General features: G+C 29.9%; 19 protein-coding genes and 11 tRNA genes. 4 read left to right on the top strand and 26 right to left on the bottom strand.

The window, feature by feature from the left end:
- Window positions 1-50 precede the first annotated feature (50 nt).
- The gene (locus ACTNAO_RS10035) at window positions 51-1,043 is read left to right on the top strand and encodes a DnaD domain protein (protein ID WP_441027669.1); all 993 of its coding nucleotides are present in this window, start codon (window positions 51-53) and stop codon (window positions 1,041-1,043) included.
- The gene (locus ACTNAO_RS10030) at window positions 1,036-2,022 is read left to right on the top strand and encodes an ATP-binding protein (protein ID WP_441027668.1); all 987 of its coding nucleotides are present in this window, start codon (window positions 1,036-1,038) and stop codon (window positions 2,020-2,022) included. Before ACTNAO_RS10035 ends, ACTNAO_RS10030 begins: the two co-directional genes overlap by 8 nt.
- 66 nt (window positions 2,023-2,088) lie before the next feature.
- Here the strand turns inward: ACTNAO_RS10030 and ACTNAO_RS10025 are convergent.
- The 11 genes from ACTNAO_RS10025 to ACTNAO_RS09975 all read right to left on the bottom strand — a co-directional run bounded on the left by ACTNAO_RS10025 (window position 2,089) and on the right by ACTNAO_RS09975 (window position 3,129).
- Window positions 2,089-2,167, bottom strand: a tRNA-Asp gene (locus tag ACTNAO_RS10025).
- A gap of 10 nt (window positions 2,168-2,177) precedes the next feature.
- Window positions 2,178-2,253 (bottom strand) — tRNA-Val (locus ACTNAO_RS10020).
- A 10-nt stretch (window positions 2,254-2,263) separates the two neighbouring features.
- A tRNA-Glu gene (locus tag ACTNAO_RS10015) sits at window positions 2,264-2,338 on the bottom strand.
- A gap of 18 nt (window positions 2,339-2,356) precedes the next feature.
- Window positions 2,357-2,431 (bottom strand) — tRNA-Thr (locus ACTNAO_RS10010).
- 50 nt (window positions 2,432-2,481) lie between these two features.
- A tRNA-Asp gene (locus ACTNAO_RS10005) sits at window positions 2,482-2,560 on the bottom strand.
- A gap of 13 nt (window positions 2,561-2,573) precedes the next feature.
- Window positions 2,574-2,649 (bottom strand) — tRNA-Val (locus ACTNAO_RS10000).
- A 10-nt stretch (window positions 2,650-2,659) separates the two neighbouring features.
- A tRNA-Glu gene (locus ACTNAO_RS09995) sits at window positions 2,660-2,734 on the bottom strand.
- 18 nt (window positions 2,735-2,752) lie between these two features.
- Window positions 2,753-2,827, bottom strand: a tRNA-Thr gene (locus ACTNAO_RS09990).
- Window positions 2,828-2,876: 49 nt separating this feature from the next.
- Window positions 2,877-2,955 (bottom strand) — tRNA-Asp (locus tag ACTNAO_RS09985).
- Window positions 2,956-2,968: 13 nt separating this feature from the next.
- A tRNA-Val gene (locus tag ACTNAO_RS09980) sits at window positions 2,969-3,044 on the bottom strand.
- A gap of 10 nt (window positions 3,045-3,054) precedes the next feature.
- A tRNA-Glu gene (locus ACTNAO_RS09975) sits at window positions 3,055-3,129 on the bottom strand.
- A gap of 230 nt (window positions 3,130-3,359) precedes the next feature.
- Here ACTNAO_RS09975 and ACTNAO_RS09970 point away from each other — a divergent pair.
- Window positions 3,360-4,598, top strand: a complete 1,239-nt coding sequence (locus tag ACTNAO_RS09970) for an NAD(P)/FAD-dependent oxidoreductase (RefSeq protein WP_441027667.1) — start codon at window positions 3,360-3,362, stop codon at window positions 4,596-4,598.
- A 43-nt stretch (window positions 4,599-4,641) separates the two neighbouring features.
- Here the strand turns inward: ACTNAO_RS09970 and ACTNAO_RS09965 are convergent, their stop codons facing one another.
- The 3 genes from ACTNAO_RS09965 to ACTNAO_RS09955 all read right to left on the bottom strand — a co-directional run bounded on the left by ACTNAO_RS09965 (window position 4,642) and on the right by ACTNAO_RS09955 (window position 6,982).
- A complete protein-coding gene (locus tag ACTNAO_RS09965) occupies window positions 4,642-5,394 on the bottom strand; it encodes an acyl-[acyl-carrier-protein] thioesterase (RefSeq protein WP_441027666.1) in 753 nt (250 codons plus the stop codon).
- Between the two features lie 106 nt (window positions 5,395-5,500).
- Entirely contained in the window at window positions 5,501-5,683 is a 183-nt protein-coding gene (locus tag ACTNAO_RS09960; protein ID WP_441027665.1) for a DUF1858 domain-containing protein, read from the bottom strand.
- Window positions 5,684-5,695: 12 nt separating this feature from the next.
- The gene (locus ACTNAO_RS09955) at window positions 5,696-6,982 is read right to left on the bottom strand and encodes an adenylosuccinate synthase (protein WP_441027664.1); all 1,287 of its coding nucleotides are present in this window, start codon (window positions 6,980-6,982) and stop codon (window positions 5,696-5,698) included.
- Window positions 6,983-7,124: 142 nt separating this feature from the next.
- Between ACTNAO_RS09955 and ACTNAO_RS09950 the strand changes: the two genes are divergently transcribed.
- On the top strand, window positions 7,125-8,297 hold the full coding sequence (locus ACTNAO_RS09950) for an NAD(P)-dependent malic enzyme (protein ID WP_441027663.1): 1,173 nt from the start codon (window positions 7,125-7,127) through the stop codon (window positions 8,295-8,297).
- Between the two features lie 48 nt (window positions 8,298-8,345).
- Here ACTNAO_RS09950 and proC read toward each other — a convergent pair whose 3' ends face one another.
- From proC to ACTNAO_RS09890, 12 genes are all read right to left on the bottom strand, one after another.
- Complete coding sequence (gene proC, locus ACTNAO_RS09945) at window positions 8,346-9,149, bottom strand: pyrroline-5-carboxylate reductase (RefSeq protein ID WP_441027662.1); 804 nt, start codon at window positions 9,147-9,149, stop codon at window positions 8,346-8,348.
- 29 nt (window positions 9,150-9,178) lie between these two features.
- A complete protein-coding gene (locus tag ACTNAO_RS09940; protein ID WP_441027661.1) occupies window positions 9,179-10,513 on the bottom strand; it encodes a replicative DNA helicase in 1,335 nt (444 codons plus the stop codon).
- A 16-nt stretch (window positions 10,514-10,529) separates the two neighbouring features.
- The gene (gene lonC, locus ACTNAO_RS09935; RefSeq protein ID WP_441027711.1) at window positions 10,530-12,413 is read right to left on the bottom strand and encodes a Lon family ATP-dependent protease; all 1,884 of its coding nucleotides are present in this window, start codon (window positions 12,411-12,413) and stop codon (window positions 10,530-10,532) included.
- 32 nt (window positions 12,414-12,445) lie between these two features.
- Window positions 12,446-12,889, bottom strand: coding sequence for a 50S ribosomal protein L9 (gene rplI, locus ACTNAO_RS09930; RefSeq protein ID WP_441027660.1), 444 nt, complete (start codon window positions 12,887-12,889; stop codon window positions 12,446-12,448).
- A 2-nt stretch (window positions 12,890-12,891) separates the two neighbouring features.
- Window positions 12,892-14,838 (bottom strand): DHH family phosphoesterase, encoded by a 1,947-nt coding sequence (locus ACTNAO_RS09925; RefSeq protein ID WP_441027659.1) that lies wholly within the window; start codon window positions 14,836-14,838, stop codon window positions 12,892-12,894.
- A gap of 15 nt (window positions 14,839-14,853) precedes the next feature.
- The gene (locus ACTNAO_RS09920; RefSeq protein WP_441027658.1) at window positions 14,854-15,174 is read right to left on the bottom strand and encodes a MazG-like family protein; all 321 of its coding nucleotides are present in this window, start codon (window positions 15,172-15,174) and stop codon (window positions 14,854-14,856) included.
- Between the two features lie 182 nt (window positions 15,175-15,356).
- Entirely contained in the window at window positions 15,357-15,611 is a 255-nt protein-coding gene (gene rpsR / locus ACTNAO_RS09915) for a 30S ribosomal protein S18 (RefSeq protein WP_441027657.1), read from the bottom strand.
- A gap of 26 nt (window positions 15,612-15,637) precedes the next feature.
- Window positions 15,638-16,063, bottom strand: coding sequence for a single-stranded DNA-binding protein (locus ACTNAO_RS09910; RefSeq protein ID WP_441027656.1), 426 nt, complete (start codon window positions 16,061-16,063; stop codon window positions 15,638-15,640).
- A gap of 18 nt (window positions 16,064-16,081) precedes the next feature.
- Entirely contained in the window at window positions 16,082-16,369 is a 288-nt protein-coding gene (gene rpsF / locus ACTNAO_RS09905) for a 30S ribosomal protein S6 (RefSeq protein ID WP_441027655.1), read from the bottom strand.
- 151 nt (window positions 16,370-16,520) lie between these two features.
- A complete protein-coding gene (locus ACTNAO_RS09900) occupies window positions 16,521-16,715 on the bottom strand; it encodes a DUF951 domain-containing protein (RefSeq protein ID WP_441027654.1) in 195 nt (64 codons plus the stop codon).
- Window positions 16,708-17,568, bottom strand: a complete 861-nt coding sequence (locus ACTNAO_RS09895) for a mechanosensitive ion channel family protein (protein ID WP_441027653.1) — start codon at window positions 17,566-17,568, stop codon at window positions 16,708-16,710. Before ACTNAO_RS09895 ends, ACTNAO_RS09900 begins: the two co-directional genes overlap by 8 nt.
- Before the next feature lie 19 nt (window positions 17,569-17,587).
- Complete coding sequence (locus tag ACTNAO_RS09890; protein ID WP_441027710.1) at window positions 17,588-17,827, bottom strand: DUF3343 domain-containing protein; 240 nt, start codon at window positions 17,825-17,827, stop codon at window positions 17,588-17,590.
- Window positions 17,828-17,947: the final 120 nt, after the last annotated feature.

Raw genomic sequence — 17,947 nt, 5'->3', positions numbered from 1 at the left:
TTGTTATAATTAATCTAAACCTTAATAAACTTATGAAAGGAGAAAAATACATGAGTACACTAATGCTAAAAAATACTCAATTAGATTTCACTCCAGTAAGTAATGTATTTATAGAAAATTATATGCCTAAAGCTAGAGGTGAATTTATTAAAGTATATCTACTTTTACTAAAATATAATGTTTCAAATGAACCAGGTGTAAATTGTTCTATTTTAGCTTCATCTCTAAATTTACTAGAATCTGATGTTATGAATGCGCTTGACTACTGGAATGAACAAGGAGTAATAAAATTAACTTCTATAGATAGATTAAATAACTTTAGTATAGAATTTCTCCCATTATCAGATGAGTCAATTCAAAATTCTAATATAAATATTTTAGATGCACTAAACAATTCTAGTACAAATGACATGCTTAGAGATATAGAAAAAATTATTTCAAGACCATTATCTACAAAAGAAATGGAAATGTACCTTAGCTGGCAAAAAGATTTTTCTTTTACTTCTGAGCTTATACTTTTAATAATTGAATACTGTGTTTCAAAAGGAAAATCTGATGCTAGATATATTGAAAAGGTAGCTATATCATGGCATGACATGAACATAAAAACTATAGATGATGCACAAGCATTTATAAAAGAAACTGAAGATAAATGGATTAAAATAAGAAAAATTCTATCATACCTTGGAATAAAAAATGCAGAAATAATGAAACCCCAACAGGATTTATTAGAAAAATGGATTAACATATACATGTTTGATACACCATTAATACAAAAAGCCTGTGATATATGCTTTGAAAGATTAAATAGAGCTGATTTCAAATATATAGATGGTATACTTACAAAATGGCATAAGGGAAATATCAAAACCCTAGAGGATGTAGCATTAAAAGATAAAAAGCCCAAAACTTCATACATTAAGAATAAAAATATTTCAACAAATACCACTACACGTGAATCTAGTTTTAATAACTTTGAACCAAGGCATTATGACTATGATTCTCTAGAAAAGAAATTATTAGGATGGGATAAAGATGATTAATAATTATCAATCTAAACTTACAGATATATATTTAAAAATTCAAGAAGAAGAACAAAAATCTTTAAGACATAGAAAAGAAGAAATTCAAAAATTGTATCCAAAAATTATAGAACTGGACAATGAAATTCAAAAATTATCAATAAATATGTCTATGGCAATTTTACATGCTGATGATGGTGAAAAAGTTCTTAATGAATACAAAAATAAAATTATGAATTTAAGAGCTCAAAAATATGAAATGCTAGTTTCAAAAGGATATGATCCTGAATACCTTAATATACATTATAGATGTAAAAAGTGTAAGGATACAGGATACATTGGAATAAAGAAATGTTCTTGTTATAAAGAGAAACTTATTAAGCTCCATTATAAAAATTCATTATTAGATGATATATTAAAATCAAAGAATTTTGATTTTTTTGATATTAATTTATTTTCACCACAAAAAAACAATGATGAAAAATATTCTCCAAGAGAAAATATGCAACTAAATTTAAATTACATTACAAAAGATTACATTCCTAATTTTAACAACCATAATAATAACCTTCTATTTTATGGCAACCCAGGCAGTGGTAAATCTTTTTTATCTTATTGTATTGCAAAAGAACTTCTTGATCTTGGATATTTAATTGTTTATAAAACTTCAGATGAATTAATATCAGATTTAAGGGATATAAGATTTAATAATAATACAAAACTTCAAGATTTATTAATAAACTGTGATTTATTAATAATAGATGATTTAGGTGCTGAACAAAAGAGTGATTTTTCAATTACTGAACTATTTAATATTCTAAACAAAAAACTTTTATTAAAGAAAAAAATGCTTATTTCAACAAATCTTTCACTTCCTGCTATAACTAAATTTTATAGTGAAAGAATTTGCTCAAGACTTATTGGTGATTTTAGATTATTTAAATTTTATTCAGATGATATTAGAATAACTCTTAATTTAAATAATATGAGAAAGGCATAGCTAATAAAAAGCTATGCTTCATTTTTCTACTCAAAAAAAATCACTAACTTTTGTTAGTGATTTTATTGGCGACTCGGAAGGGGCTCGAACCCTCGACATCCAGCGTGACAGGCTGGCACTCTAACCAAAACTGAGCTACCGAGCCATAATTACCTTGGTGGGCACAACAGGGCTCGAACCTGTGACCCTCTGCTTGTAAGGCAGATGCTCTCCCAGCTGAGCTATGCGCCCAAAGTAAAAATGGTGACTCCTAGGGGAATCGAACCCCTGATACCACCGTGAAAGGGTGGTGTCTTAACCGCTTGACCAAGGAGCCATATATGTTTTTTTAAAATGGAGCTGGCAATAGGAATCGAACCTACAACCTGCTGATTACAAGTCAGCTGCTCTACCATTGAGCCATGCCAGCAAAATAAAACCAAAGTATATTAACTCTTTAAAATTTAAAAAGTATAATAATGGCGACTCGGAAGGGGCTCGAACCCTCGACATCCAGCGTGACAGGCTGGCACTCTAACCAAAACTGAGCTACCGAGCCATAAATTATACTTTGGTGGGCACAACAGGGCTCGAACCTGTGACCCTCTGCTTGTAAGGCAGATGCTCTCCCAGCTGAGCTATGCGCCCAAAGTAAAAATGGTGACTCCTAGGGGAATCGAACCCCTGATACCACCGTGAAAGGGTGGTGTCTTAACCGCTTGACCAAGGAGCCATATATATTTTTTTAAAATGGAGCTGGCAATAGGAATCGAACCTACAACCTGCTGATTACAAGTCAGCTGCTCTACCATTGAGCCATGCCAGCAAAATAAACCAAAGTATATTAACTCTTTAAAATTTAAAAAGTATAATAATGGCGACTCGGAAGGGGCTCGAACCCTCGACATCCAGCGTGACAGGCTGGCACTCTAACCAAAACTGAGCTACCGAGCCATAAATTATACTTTGGTGGGCACAACAGGGCTCGAACCTGTGACCCTCTGCTTGTAAGGCAGATGCTCTCCCAGCTGAGCTATGCGCCCAAAGTAAAAATGGTGACTTCTAGGGGAATCGAACCCCTGATACCACCGTGAAAGGGTGGTGTCTTAACCGCTTGACCAAGAAGCCATATATTTATTTTCTTTTAATCCGTTCGGACCACATAGACTATAATACATAAATAAATAATCTGTGTCAACATTTTTTTTAATATTTTTTTTATTTTTTTTATTTTTTTATTATTTTTAATGAATTATAGCCATTTTTAACTGTTATTTTTGCTTATGTAGCTTTTACTATTAATACATTACTATGATACAATATTATATAATATATATAAATAATTTAAGGAGACATTTATGAATTTTCACGATACCATAATAGTTGGGGCAGGTGCTTCTGGTCTTATAGCTTCTATCATTTCAAAAGATTTAGGTTGTGATGTTGCTATACTAGAAGGAACTTCCCGAATAGGTAATAAAATATTAACAACAGGAAACGGTAGATGCAATATTTCTAATTCAAAAATTTCATCACCCTTTAATACATATCAAAGCAGCAATAAAAATTTTTATTGTAGCACATTAAGTAATTTTTCAGTTGAAGATACTAAAAATTTTTTCTTTTCACTTGGACTTCCTATAATAGAACTTGAAAATCAAAAATTATTTCCAAAGTCATTACAAGCATCATCAGTTGTAGATATTTTAAAAATTTCTATAGAAGAAAAAGGAATTCCTGTTTACTTTAATAATAAGGTAAAACATATTACAAAAAAGAAAAATAAATTTACACTGCAAACTGACTCTGAAAATTTTTGTTGTAATAAACTTATATTAGCTTGTGGTGGAAAATCTGCTGTAAAAACAGGTTCAGATGGATCTGGATACAAACTGGCTAAAGAATTAGGTCATAATATTATTCCTACAGTTCCTGGTATAGTACAATTAAAACTTAACTATCCATATTTGAAAGCATTATCTGGTATAAAAATAAATGGCAAAGCTTCAATAATTATAAATAAAAAAATAGTTAAAGAAGATTCTGGAGAAATACTATTTACCGACTATGGTATATCTGGCCCTCCTATTCTTCAATTATCTGCCATTGCTTCAAGAGCCCTATATAATAAGCAAGATGTGAAAATCAAAATTGATATTATGCCTGATTTGACTCAAAATGAAGTGGATGATTTCATTTTAGGCCATTTAGCTATGTTTCCTAATAGAAGTATCTTAGATTGTCTAATAGGCGTAATAAACAAAAAACTTATTCCAACACTACTTAAGGATATTGGAATTTATAATATTCATATACCTTCAGATGAATTACCTTGGAGCCAAAAAAATGCCTTATGCCAAAGACTTAAATCATGGATTTTTGATTGCACTGATACAAATGGATTTAATAATGCTCAACTTACAGTAGGCGGAATTGATACTTCAGAAGTAAATCCAAAATCACTACAATCAAACCTTATAAATAATTTATACTTTTGTGGAGAAATACTTGATGTAAATGGTGATTGTGGCGGTTTCAATCTTCAATGGGCTTGGAGTTCAGGATATATAGTTGGAAATTCTGTTGCAAAATTATAAATAAGAGAAACAAAACTAAGCATATTGCCTAGTTTTGTCTCTCTTATTTTTTCCAATCAATTTCAATTTTAGTAAGTACCTTACCTTCTTTAGATTTTATAACATGAACAGTTGTTATTTTATCATCTTCTTTAATAATTTGTGCCGAAACATGAACACTTTCTCCATAAACAGTTTCCTTTTCAAAGGTTACCTTTATTGAATTAAGTTCATAATCTTGAATTATTTCAATTGGTACAGATTCTATAGCCCATTCCATATACTTAACATTATTTACATGTCCATTAGAATCAATATCACTATATCTTATATTAAATTCTTTAAAATAATCTTCGTTTGTAAGATCTCTAGCTTCATCCATTTCAACTTTTTTAGGCAATTGAACTCCCTTGCTATACAATTCAATCTTGTCTTGAGATATTCTCGCAGCCCTTCTTTTCTTTATATCTATAAGGAAAAATAGTGCTGTAGCTTCTACTAATATATTTCCCTCTTCATCTGTAATTTCATATCCTCTATATGCATAGAATCTATTAAAACCTGTTGCAGCTGTAGTTACTGTAACGACATCCCTATACTTTGGATATTTATTAACTTTTATATCATATTTAAAAAACACCCATGCAAAATTTTGCTCTGTCAAACAATCTATAGTTTCTCCTAATGATTCAGATTGCGAATTTCCAACATCACATAAAAAATTAACTATAGAAGCTAATTTGCACTTAAGATTACAATCAACATCATAATAATTTATTTCATACTTTTTACTAAAACTAATTTCCTTATTAACCATAACTTCACTCCTCTACATATATATTTTATCATAAATAAAACTAATATTAATAAAAATTTATATAAAAAAAGCACCCTCTAAAATAGGGTACTTTTCATCAAAAAAACTATTTATTTAATGCTTCTAATAATTTTTCTAAATCAATTCCATGTACTTGTGAGGCTTCTTCTATTGTTTCTGCTTGAGCTGATGGGCATCCAACACATCCCATTCCAAATTCCATTAATATAGCAGCTTTTGTAGCGTCTTTATTAACTACTTCACCAATTGTCATATCTTTAGTAATCATAAATTTTACCTCCTAAATTTCTGATATTTTTATAGTTTGATCTCTTTTTGGTCCAACAGATACAAATGCTATTTTTGTGTCTGTAAATTTAGATATTAAATCTAAATATTTCTTTGCATTTTCAGGTAATTCATCATAGCTTCTTGCATTTGCTACTGATGCATCCCATCCATCAAATTCTTCATAGACTGGTTCACATTTAGCTAAATCTTCTAGGCTTGCAGGGAAATAATCTATAATTTCTCCGTTAAACTTGTAACCTACACATACCTTTATTTTATCAAGACCAGCAAGAGTATCTATTTTAGTTACAGCAAGTGATGTCAAACCACAAACTCTTGCTGTAGTTTTTAATATAACTAAATCTAGCCATCCACATCTTCTTGATCTTCCTGTTGTAACACCATACTCATGACCATTTTCTCTAATCCAATCTCCTGTTTCATCAAGTAATTCTGTAGGGAATGGGCCTTTTCCAACTCTTGTTGTATATGCCTTACATATACCAATAGCATTAGTTATCATATTAGGTCCTATTCCAACACCATTACTAACTCCACCAGCAATTGTATTAGATGAAGTAACATATGGATATGTTCCATAGTCTATATCAAGTAGCATTCCCTGAGCACCTTCAAATAATACATTTTTATCTGCTTTTATTGAATCGAATACTTTTACTGATGTATCTTTAACAAAAGGTCTAATTTTCTTAGCATATTCTTTATAGTCCTTTAATATTTTTTCTACATCTAAAGCTTCTCCACCTAAAATTTTTGTAATATATGCATTTTTAGCTTCAATGTTTTGTCTTAATTTTTCTTCAAAAACATTTTCGTGAAGTAAATCACAAATTCTAATTCCTGATCTTTCTATCTTATCTGTATAGCATGGTCCTATTCCTTTACCTGTAGTACCAATGTCATTTTTTCCTCTAGCTTTTTCTTTTAATTTATCTAATACTTTATGATATGGCATAATTAAATGTGCTCTATCGCTTATTATAAGTTTTTCTGGTGTAACACTAACTCCAAGTCCTTGTAAATAATCTATTTCCTCAAATAAAGCTTGTGGATCTACTACAACACCATTTCCAATTACATTTAACTTTTCATCATATAATATACCAGAAGGTATTAAATGAAGCTTATATTGTTTGTCTCCAACTTCTACAGTATGACCTGCATTATTACCTCCTTGGAATCTAACAACAACATCTGCTTCTTCTGCAAGATAATCTGTCATTTTTCCTTTTCCTTCATCGCCCCATTGAGCTCCTAAAACAATAAATGCTGACATATCTTATCCTCCTTATGTATTCTCCATATTTCATAGTAGCAAAGTAATTCATATAAATCAACCTTAACACGAATATTTTTTTGCAAATTAATAAAATAATTCGTATAATAATTGTATTACTAATTATCTAAGGAGTGTTTTTATGAACATATATGAAGAATCATTAAAATTCCATGAAGACTTAAAAGGTAAACTAGAAATAAAATCAAGAGCTACTATAAAAAATTCAAAAGATTTAAGCCTTGCATATACTCCAGGTGTAGCAGAGCCTTGTAGAGAAATACATAAAGATCCTTCAAAAGCCTACATTTATACAAGAAAATGGAATACAGTTGCTGTAATATCAGATGGAACAGCTGTTCTTGGTCTTGGAGATATTGGACCACTTGCTTCTTTACCTGTTATGGAAGGTAAAGCTGTTTTATTTAAAGAATTTGCTGATGTTGATGCATTTCCATTAGTAGTTGACACAAAAGATGTAGACGAAATAGTAGATACTATAGCAAGAATTTCTCCATCACTTGGTGGAATAAACTTAGAAGATATTTCTGCGCCAAGATGTTTCGAAGTAGAAAGAAGATTAAAAGAAAGATTAGATATACCAGTATTTCATGATGATCAACATGGTACTGCTGTTGTTGTTTTGTCTGGAATAATAAATGCACTTAAAGTTGTAAAAAAAGAGTTAAAGAATTTAAAAATAGTTATAAATGGTTCTGGTTCTGCTGGAACAGCCATTTGCAAATTACTTTTAGCTTCAGGAGTTAAAAATATAGTAATGTGTGATATTAATGGCGTAATTCATGAAGGTGGTCAATTACCTAATGATAATTTAAAAGAACTTGCAAAGATAACCAATCCTAATAAAGAAACTGGTCTTTTAAAAGATGCTATAAAAGGTGCTGATGTGTTTATAGGAGTATCTGCTCCAAATATTGTTTCAAAAGAAATGGTAGCTTCAATGAACAAAGATGCAATTCTTTTTGCAATGGCAAATCCAACTCCAGAAATATTTCCAGAAGATGCATTAGAAGCAGGAGCTAAAGTTGTAGGAACAGGTCGTTCTGACTATCCTAATCAAATAAATAATGTTTTAGCCTTTCCTGGAATTTTTAGAGGTGCACTTGATTGCAGAGCATCTGAAATAAATGAAGAAATGAAAGTAGCAGCAGCTTATGCAATAGCAAATTCTATTGATGATAAAGATATTACATCTGAAAATATAATTCCAAAAGCATTTGATTTAAATGTTCAAAAAAATGTTGCAAAAGCTGTTAAAGAAGCTGCAATAAAAAGTGGTGTTAATAGAATCTAATAACTATAAAAAAACATTTTCGAGATAAAACTCGAAAATGTTTTTTTATTATTCCATAGCTTTTGATTTTTCAGCACACTTAACAACAGCTTCTATCGCTGCATTTCTAAATCCTTCCTTTTCAAGAGCTAATACTGCATCTATTGTTGTTCCTGCAGGAGAACAAACCATATCTTTAAGTTCTGCTGGATGCTTTCCTGTATCTAAAACCATCTTAGCTGATCCAAGAACACTTTGAGCTGCCATAGTGTATGCTTTTGCTCTTGTAATACCAAGCTTAACAGCTGCATCAGCCATAGCTTCTATAAATACAAATACATATGCTGGTGAAGAACCACAAAGAGCAGTAAATGCATGAAAATCCTTTTCTGCTAATTCTACACATTCACCAAAACTATTAAATATGTTTTTTACATATTCAAATTGCTCAGAAGTAACATTTTCATTTGGGCAAACAGCAGACATAGCTTCTCCAACAAGTGCAGGAGTATTAGGCATTGTTCTTACAATCTTATACCCTTCTCCAAGCCAGTATTCCATATTTTTTATAGTTATACCAGCAGCTATTGTTATAATAAGTTTATCAGTTTTTAATTCTTCTTTTATTTCTTCAATTACATCCTTATACATATATGGCTTTATTGCAAGAATTATAACATCTGATTTTTTAGCTACTTCTTTATTATCTAATGTGACTTCCACATTAAATTGTTCTTTAACCTTTTTTAATGAAGATTCTGTATGAGTTGATACTATAATGTCTTCAGCATTCTTAAATCCTGATTTAATTAAGCCACCTACCATAGCACTACCCATATTTCCGCAACCTATAAATCCTATTTTTTCACTCATTTCTTATTCCCCCAATTTATTAACATTAATTAATCATATTGTACTACATCGAGATTTCCAAATTTACTTAACGCACCAATAAATGCCATCTTAACTGTTCCCACTGGGCCATTTCTTTGCTTAGCCAATATACATTCTGCTATATTTTTATCTTCAGTTTCTTTATTGTAATATTCATCTCTATATAAGAACATAACAATATCAGCATCTTGTTCTATTGATCCAGATTCTCTAAGATCTGAAAGCATAGGCCTATGATCAGCTCTTTGCTCTGGAGCACGAGAAAGCTGTGATAGAGCAATTACAGGGCATTCCATTTCTTTTGCTAATGCCTTAATAGATCTTGATATTTCAGAAACTTCCTGTTGTCTACTTTCTGAATTACTTCCAGACATTAATTGAAGATAGTCAATAAGTATTAAATCAATACCATATTCCATCTTTATTCTTCTGCATTTAGACCTCATTTCCATTACTGTAACTCCAGCAGTATCATCTATATATATCTTAGCTTTAGATAATGGTCCTGTTGCTCTAGCTATATTTTCCCAATCCTTATCTTCCAATGCACCTGTTCTAAGTTTTAACATATCAACATTAGCTTCTGAACATAGAAGCTTATATGCAAGCTGCTCCTTTGACATTTCAAGAGAAAATATAACAACACTTTTTCCTTCTCTAAGAGCAGCATGCTCTGCAATATTTAATGCAAAGGTAGTTTTTCCCATAGAAGGTCTTGCTGCAATAAGAACCATATCACCTTTTTGAAATCCAGAAGTTTTAGCATCTAAATCAGTTATTCCAGATCCTATTCCTGTTATCTCACCTTTATTATTGTAAAGTCTTTCAATTTCTAAGAAACCTCTCTCAAGAACATCCTTTAATGGCTCAAAATCATTATTAGTCCTATTTTCAGATATATCAAATATCTTTTTTTCTGCTGAATCAAGCACGTCCTGTACTTCAGTTTGTTTGTTATAACTGTCTTCTATTATTTTTGTTGAAGCTTTAATAAGTTTTCTAAGTATCGATTTCTGTTCTACTATTTCTATGTATGATGATAAATTTGCTGTAGTAAGAACTGAAGAGCTTACTTCTGTAATATAAGCAACCCCTCCAGCTTTTTCTAACATATCAGTTGACTTTAAATATTCTAAAAGTGTTACAAGATCTACAGCCATATCATTTTTTAACATTTCAAATATAGCTCTATAAATAATCTTGTGACCATCCCTATAGAAATCCTCTTCTTTTAATTTTTCTGCCACCTTCACTATAGCATTTTTATCTATAATCATAGCACCTATTATAGATTGTTCTGCTTCAATACTATGTGGCAAACTTCTCATTGCTGAAGCATCCAATTAAATAACCACCTTTCTATTCAAATAAAATAGTTATTAATTCTTCGATATTTTCAACTGTTTTTACCTCTATATCAGTTAAATTTTCAGGTATATCTTTTTCGTTATCTTTAGGAATTAACACAAGCTTTATTCCTTTTCTTCTAGCTCCATATATCTTTTCAAAAATTCCACCTACTGGTTTAACCTTTCCTCTTAAAGATATCTCTCCTGTTACTGCTGCATCTTGCCTAATTGGTTTATTTAATAATGCACTCATTATACATAAAGTTATTGCAGCCCCTGCCGAAGGACCATCTATATTACCGCCACCAATTACATTAACATGAATATCATAGTCTTTTATATCTTTATCTGTAATTTTTCTTATAACTGATGCTGCATTATACACTGAATCCTTAGCCATTGAACCAGCTGTATCATTAAATCTTACAGTTCCATTGCCTTTTTTCTTTGCAGGAAATACTGCTGCTTCTATTTCTATAGTAGATCCTAAAAATCCACTTACACCTAAGCCATATATATGACCTATTTCCTTTTTACCATCATTATCTAAAAGTTCATAAGGAGTATACCTTCCTATTGATACAACTTGTTCTACATCCTTAAGTTTTATGGTTACATTTTTTGATGATTCCATATCTTTATTGCTGTATAAATTAAATCCATATGCATCAGTTAATATATTAACAGCTTTTCTACCTTCAATTGTAAATTGACTTATATATTCAGCCACGCCCTCTTCAAGCTTTACATTTAGCTTTTCAGCTGCATTAATTACAATCTTTTGTATGTCATTAACTGATAATGGCTCAAAATATACTTCTGTACATCTAGACCTTAATGCTGGATTTATATCTTTAGGTTCTTTGGTTGTAGCACCTATTAATACAAAATCAGCAGGAGCTCCCTTATCAAATAAATATTTTATATATTTAGGTATGTTTTCATCATCTGGATCATAATATGATGATGAAAACTCAACTCTTTTGTCTTCTAGTACTTTAAGTAACTTATTTTGAAGAATAGTATCAAGTTCGCCAATTTCATCAATAAATAGTATTCCTCCATGAGCTTCTGTTACTAATCCTGGTTTTGGTTCTGGCACTCCCATTTCAGCTAAATCCCTTTTACTTCCTTGATAAATTGGATCATGAACTGAACCTAAAAGTGGATTGGTAATTTCTCTTGGATCCCAACGTAGTGTAGTTCCATCTACCTCAACAAATTTAGAAGTTTCATCAAAAGGAGTAAATTTAAGTTTTCTTGACTCTTCTAAAGCTATTCTAGCAGCTGTAGTTTTACCAACTCCAGGTGGACCATATAAAATTATATGTTGTGGATATGGAGATGATAATTTTGATAATAGGGACTTAATAGCTCTTTCCTGCCCCACTATTTCATCTAAAGATTCGGGTCTTATAAAGCTCATAATGTTTTTACTTGTAACCTTATTATCTAACTTTACAAGTTCATTATATTTCTTTTTAGTCTTTTTATTTTCACTACCCTTTTGTTTCTTTATTACAGAAAGTCTTACTTCATCTATATATTTTTCTTGTTTTTCTACTATAGATTGCTCTACTTTTGCTTCTATATCATTTTGTACATATCTACGTGCCAATTCATCAGCTATATAGTCTATTGTATTTTCTAATACACTATCTATTTCTTCCTCTTTAGGTACTGTCTTTATGCCTTTACCATCAGATGCAATCATATTAAGTGCATATACTTTTTCACACATATTTTTAGACTTGATATATTTTTGTAATTTAAATTTTACCGTTCTTGCACGTATAGCACCTTGATCCAATATATTCTCCATTATTTCATACAATACATTGATTTGTGCCTCTATTGGTAAATCTCCATTTAAAACATCTTGCAAGAAGTCCATTTTCTCATGAAATTTCAACAAATATTCCTCCTCTACTCAGAAACAACAAACACCTTCATCTTTGTTGATACTTCTGGATATAATTTAACTTCTATCTCATAGCCTCCAGCCACTTTTATTGTGTCCATAACTATTTTCTTTTTATCTATTTCAACTCCATATTCTTTTTTTATTAATGCAGCTACATCTTTGCTTGTAATAGCTCCAAAAAGTTTTCCACCTTCACCTGTTTTTGAAGTAATTTTTATTTCTTTTCCTTTTAATTCTTTAGCAAGCTTTTGTGCAGCTTCCATTTCTTCTAATTTCTTTTTTCTTTCATTTGCTATTTTATTATTTAAAATATGAAGATTTGCATCAGTTGCTTCTTCTGCTAATTTTCTAGGAAACAAGAAATTTCTAGCATATCCATCTGACGCATTAATTACCTCGCCCTTTTTTCCTATCTTTTTAACATCTTGTAATAAAATTACCTTCATAATTATTCACCTATCCTTATATATTTTTTTATAGCTTCTTTTAATTGTACTATAACTTCATCTATTGTGCTATCATATACTTTTGCTCCGGCGATATTCATATGTCCTCCTCCACCCAAAGCTTCTAAGACTACCTGAACATTAATATCACCAGTAGATCTACCACTAATAGTAACATCATTTCCTATATTAGCCAGAACAAAACTTGCATCAATTCCAGATATATTAACAAGTTCATCTGCTGCCTTTGCTATAATAACAGTATCAATCTTTTTGTTTTTAGCAGTTGCTATAGCTATTTTAGTTTTCTTATCCACTTGTGCAGATTTTATTATATCCGCAATTAAAAGATAATCTTCTAAATTATCTGTAAACATCTTTTTCACTTCAATGGTATCAGCACCTATATCTCTTAAAAATGAAGCTGCTTCAAATGTTCTCACACCAGTTTTAAAAGTAAAATTCTTGGTATCCATATAAATACCAGCAAGAAGCCCTTCAGCATCAACTTGAGGTATTATAGGTTTTTTTAATATATATTGAATAATTTCTGTTATCATTTCTGATGTAGATGATGCAAAAACCTCTATATAACTAAGTATTGCTCCTTCTATTATATTAGGGCTCCTTCTATGATGGTCTATAATTACTTTCTTTTTGGCACTATTAACAATGCTCAAATCACTTACATAGCTCTTATTATGCACATCAACAATAATAAGTAACGTATCATCATCTAATTCTTCTTTAGCTTTTCTTAATGAAATAAATCTTTTCTTATATGTATCAATTTTTTCTAATTTATTTAAATAATATTTTATAGGATTAGTATCGTCCTTCAAAATTATATTACACTTTTTTCCCAACTTTTCTACAACTGTTGAAAGTGCAACTGCAGAACCAAAGCAATCCATATCAGGATTTTTATGTCCTATTATGTATACTTTACTACTTTCATAAATAAGCTCTTCTAAGGCATTTGATACAACTCTTGCTCTAACCTTTGTTCTCTTTTCTATTTCTTTTGTATTACCGCCAAAGAACTTAATATCATCATTATTCTTAACTACTACTTGATCTCCGCCTCTTCCTAATGCTAATTCCTTTGCTAGTTTTGCAAAGGAACTATTTTCTTGCGGTGTAGCTCCACCTCTGCCTATACCTATACTTAATGTAGGTTCTAATTTATTTCCTTTATGAATATTTGATATTACATCTAATATTGGAAACCCATCTTTGATTTGTTCATCTATATATTTATCTTGAGCTGTTAATACATATTTGCTACTATCATATTTTTTTATCATAGCCTTTATATCTTGAGCATATAAATATATATTTTTTTCTATATCTGCAATTAATAATGGTCTAATATCTTCATCTAAGTTTTCAATTATATCATTATAATTGTCTATCTCTAATAAAATTACACTTTCCTTATCATTACCACATTTTAGAAGATCTGATACATCATTTAAATATATTACTCCAAATACTTCTTTATTTATACTTATAGAATTTCCTTGTATATCATAAATTCTATTTTTATATCTTACTCTTTGATTAGAAGGTACTTTCGATGCTGTTATTATTCTTTCTAAATCAATTCCTTTTATTACTGATCCAATATTTTTACCTATTATATTTTCTCTTTCTAAAGAATTAAATCTATTATTTTTCCATAATATCTCGCCATTTTCTTTTACAACTATTATAGGCAAAATAATATTATTAATATTATCGTATATACCTTTATTAATACTACTACTTATTACACAATTTTCATTGTCCTGTTTATGTAATTTACATATAATACATATATTATCTATAAGTACTATAAAGAACATAATTAAATTCAAATATCCTAAGTTATAATAGTAGAAAACTATAGAAAAGAAACTTAAGCATATAGCTTCTAAGCATATTCTAATTATTTTTGATTTATTCATAACTAGCCTCCTAGCTTAGTCCATTCTATTACCAACATATTTTTTTAACTTACTTAAGCTTTTACCGTTTCTTTCTTCTTCATCTTCTGCTTTTATTCCCATTTCTAATTTGTCCTTCATAACTCTATCTATTTCACTAAATGAATACCCTAACTTATCTCCTAATACATAAAGTATTGTAATAGCACTTGATAAGCAATCTAATATAGCATCCTTTGCAATATTATTTCCTTTTGTAAGTAATCTAAAGAATTCCCCTATCACACAAATTAGTTGAGCTTTTAAATTTTCTATAATTTTAACATTTGCCATTATGTTTAATTCTCTATGCTTCATAAATGTTCTTGCTCCTCATTTAATTATAGCCATATTATATTCATATCTCACTTTTAAATATTATATCCCTTATGTATATTTTAATTATTTTTTAAACTTATTGCAATAGATTTTACATTTTTTGTAATTATTGTTATATAAAAATTAGCCCTTGCCAAATAATGACAAGGGCTAAATTTTTATTACTCTGTTGTGAATGGTAATAATGCAATATTTCTTGATCTCTTTATTGCTGTTGTTAATTGTCTTTGGTGCTTAGCACATGTTCCAGAAATTCTTCTTGGAAGAATCTTTCCTCTTTCTGTAACATACTTTCTTAATCTAGCAACATCTTTATAATCTATACTTTCAGCTTTTTCTGAACAAAAAGCACAAACTTTTTTCTTAGATCTTCTCATTTTACCATTAGGTCTTCTGTTGTTGTTTCCTTCTCTCATTTTTACTTTCCTCCTTACCTAGAAATTTAAAATGGCATATCTCCATCATCTACAGGAGTTATGTCGTCTCCAAAGCCCGCTCCACCAAATGAATCACTATTATTTGATGTAGGAGCCGAATAATCTGAATTTGAACCTGAGCTATCTTTAGATCCGATGAATTCAAAACTATCTACTGCAACATCAGTAGTATATCTTTTAGTACCATCTTGAGCATCATAGCTTCCTGTTCTAATACTTCCAGTTAAAGCTATTTGTCTGCCTTTAGATAAATACTGTGATATAGTTTCTGCTGTTTTACCAAATGCAACGCAATTAATAAAATCAGTTTCATCTCTCTTAAATTGCCTGTTAACTGCAACTGTAAATCTACTTACAGCTGTACCACTGCCTGCTGCAAATCTTAATTCTGGATCTCTTGTAAGTCTTCCTATTAGAACAACTTTATTCATTACAATCCCTCCAAATAATTAAGCTTCTTCTTTAACAATGATATGTCTGATAACAGTATCAGTAATTCTGAAAATTCTATCTAATTCTCTTGGTAATTCAGGATTAGCTGAGAAGTTTACTAAAGTATAATATCCTTCAGTATTTTTTTCGATTTCGTAAGCAAGCTTTCTCTTACCCCAAAAATCTACATTTTCAACTGTTCCTCCACCATTTTCTATTACACCCTTAAACTTTTCGATGTTAGCTTTTACAGCTTCTTCTTCTAAAGATGGGTTTAATATGAATATAGTTTCATACTTTCTCATTTTACTACACCTCCTCTTGGACTTTACGGCTGTGCTATACACAGCAAGGATTTCAGTTATTAATTTTATCATGCATTATTTATTTTTGCAAGTTTTATAAAAGTAAAAAAATGTTTCACGTGAAACATTTTTTATAGAAACAATTTAATAATTATTTATTTTCAGGGTCTATTTTCTTTTTTGCCAGTTTAACAAATTTTGATCTTGGAATCATAACTATTCTACCACATCCAATGCACTTAATTTTAATATCAGCTCCAACCCTTATTACTTCAAAATTGTGTTCACCACATGGATGTTGCTTTTTCATTTGAATAATATCACCTAATTCAAAATTATCAACCATTTTTACAGCCTCCATTTACTATTTGTACTTTTCTATATGGAATCTCAATATTTTCCTCATCTAATTTTAATTTAATTGCTTTTCTAAGTTCATTTTCCATTGCCCATTGCTTTAAAGGCTTACTTTTCCCCATAACTCTTATAGTTACACCATCCTGCGCTAAATCAGTTACCCCAAAAACAACAATTGGCTCTACAACATCTTCATTTTCCTCTTCAAATTTGTTGCATACTTTTTTTATAATATTTATGACATTATCTAAATTTTCTTCATATGCCACTTGCACATCTACTATAAATCTAATATTTCCCTTTGAATGATTAGTAACTTCTAATATAGATCCATTAGGTATTAAATGGATATCTCCAGAAAAATCTTTTATTTCAGTAGTTCTAATACCTATTGACTCTACTATACCAGAATATTTCCCTATGGTTACATAATCTCCAACTCCATATTGATCTTCAAATAAAATAAAAATACCATTTATTATATCCTTAACTAGGCTCTGAGTGCCAAACCCTACAGCAACACCGCCTACTCCAGCAAGTGCTACAGATACTCCATTAAATATATCTGAAAGCATAATAGTAATCCCTACAAAATATGTTAAATACTTCACTGCACTTTTAAGCACAGCACCAATAGTTTTTGCTTTTTGCGGTTGCAAAGAAAATCTAGCATTGCTTTTTATTTGTCTTTGGACGAACTTTTCTATAGTTCTATTGGATAATTTAATAACAATAAGCATTATTATGAAAATTAATATTATTTTAAATCCCTTTTGAGCAATAACATCAATTTGATTTAACAAAAAGCTTGCTATTTTGCTTAATAAATCATCTTTCACCATCTTTTATCCTTTCAAAATCCTATTTTACTATTTCAAAACCTTTTTGCGTTTTTTTATAAATATTTTTATATTCTACTAATTTATTATTTATAATTTGCTCAATTTCATCATACTTAGTAAATCTAGTACAAATACCACAACTTTGAGTTATTGATGTTGGTGTGGGCATTATCTTAAAATCAAAGTTATGTTCATTTAAAACTTTTTCTGATGACATAGCATCATATGTATTTTTATAAACAATAATGTAATATTCCATAAACCAAAGTCTGCTACTTAAAATGTAATCAAATATAAACATTTTAAGAATTTTACTGTTTCAATGTATCTGCTTTTGTTATAAAAACTACTTGCATTTGATATGATACTCCACAGTCGT

The organism is Clostridium sp. HCP1S3_C6 (assembly GCF_052066735.1).
Classification (GTDB): domain Bacteria; phylum Bacillota; class Clostridia; order Clostridiales; family Clostridiaceae; genus Clostridium.
This window is presented reverse-complemented; position numbering and strand designations above follow the sequence as displayed.

Excerpts from the sequence above, each read along its gene's own strand:
- ACTNAO_RS10035 (WP_441027669.1), top strand. The coding sequence starts at position 51 with ATGAGTACACTAATGCTAAAAAATACTCAATTAGATTTCACTCCAGTA.
- ACTNAO_RS10030 (WP_441027668.1), top strand. The coding sequence starts at position 1,036 with ATGATTAATAATTATCAATCTAAACTTACAGATATATATTTAAAAATT.
- ACTNAO_RS09970 (WP_441027667.1), top strand. The coding sequence starts at position 3,360 with ATGAATTTTCACGATACCATAATAGTTGGGGCAGGTGCTTCTGGTCTT.
- ACTNAO_RS09965 (WP_441027666.1), bottom strand. The coding sequence starts at position 5,394 with ATGGTTAATAAGGAAATTAGTTTTAGTAAAAAGTATGAAATAAATTAT.
- ACTNAO_RS09960 (WP_441027665.1), bottom strand. The coding sequence starts at position 5,683 with ATGATTACTAAAGATATGACAATTGGTGAAGTAGTTAATAAAGACGCT.
- ACTNAO_RS09955 (WP_441027664.1), bottom strand. The coding sequence starts at position 6,982 with ATGTCAGCATTTATTGTTTTAGGAGCTCAATGGGGCGATGAAGGAAAA.
- ACTNAO_RS09950 (WP_441027663.1), top strand. The coding sequence starts at position 7,125 with ATGAACATATATGAAGAATCATTAAAATTCCATGAAGACTTAAAAGGT.
- proC (WP_441027662.1), bottom strand. The coding sequence starts at position 9,149 with ATGAGTGAAAAAATAGGATTTATAGGTTGCGGAAATATGGGTAGTGCT.
- lonC (WP_441027711.1), bottom strand. The coding sequence starts at position 12,413 with ATGGACTTCTTGCAAGATGTTTTAAATGGAGATTTACCAATAGAGGCA.
- rplI (WP_441027660.1), bottom strand. The coding sequence starts at position 12,889 with ATGAAGGTAATTTTATTACAAGATGTTAAAAAGATAGGAAAAAAGGGC.
- ACTNAO_RS09925 (WP_441027659.1), bottom strand. The coding sequence starts at position 14,838 with ATGAATAAATCAAAAATAATTAGAATATGCTTAGAAGCTATATGCTTA.
- ACTNAO_RS09920 (WP_441027658.1), bottom strand. The coding sequence starts at position 15,174 with ATGAAGCATAGAGAATTAAACATAATGGCAAATGTTAAAATTATAGAA.
- rpsR (WP_441027657.1), bottom strand. The coding sequence starts at position 15,611 with ATGAGAGAAGGAAACAACAACAGAAGACCTAATGGTAAAATGAGAAGA.
- ACTNAO_RS09910 (WP_441027656.1), bottom strand. The coding sequence starts at position 16,063 with ATGAATAAAGTTGTTCTAATAGGAAGACTTACAAGAGATCCAGAATTA.
- rpsF (WP_441027655.1), bottom strand. The coding sequence starts at position 16,369 with ATGAGAAAGTATGAAACTATATTCATATTAAACCCATCTTTAGAAGAA.
- ACTNAO_RS09900 (WP_441027654.1), bottom strand. The coding sequence starts at position 16,715 with ATGGTTGATAATTTTGAATTAGGTGATATTATTCAAATGAAAAAGCAA.
- ACTNAO_RS09895 (WP_441027653.1), bottom strand. The coding sequence starts at position 17,568 with ATGGTGAAAGATGATTTATTAAGCAAAATAGCAAGCTTTTTGTTAAAT.
- ACTNAO_RS09890 (WP_441027710.1), bottom strand. The coding sequence starts at position 17,827 with ATGGAATATTACATTATTGTTTATAAAAATACATATGATGCTATGTCA.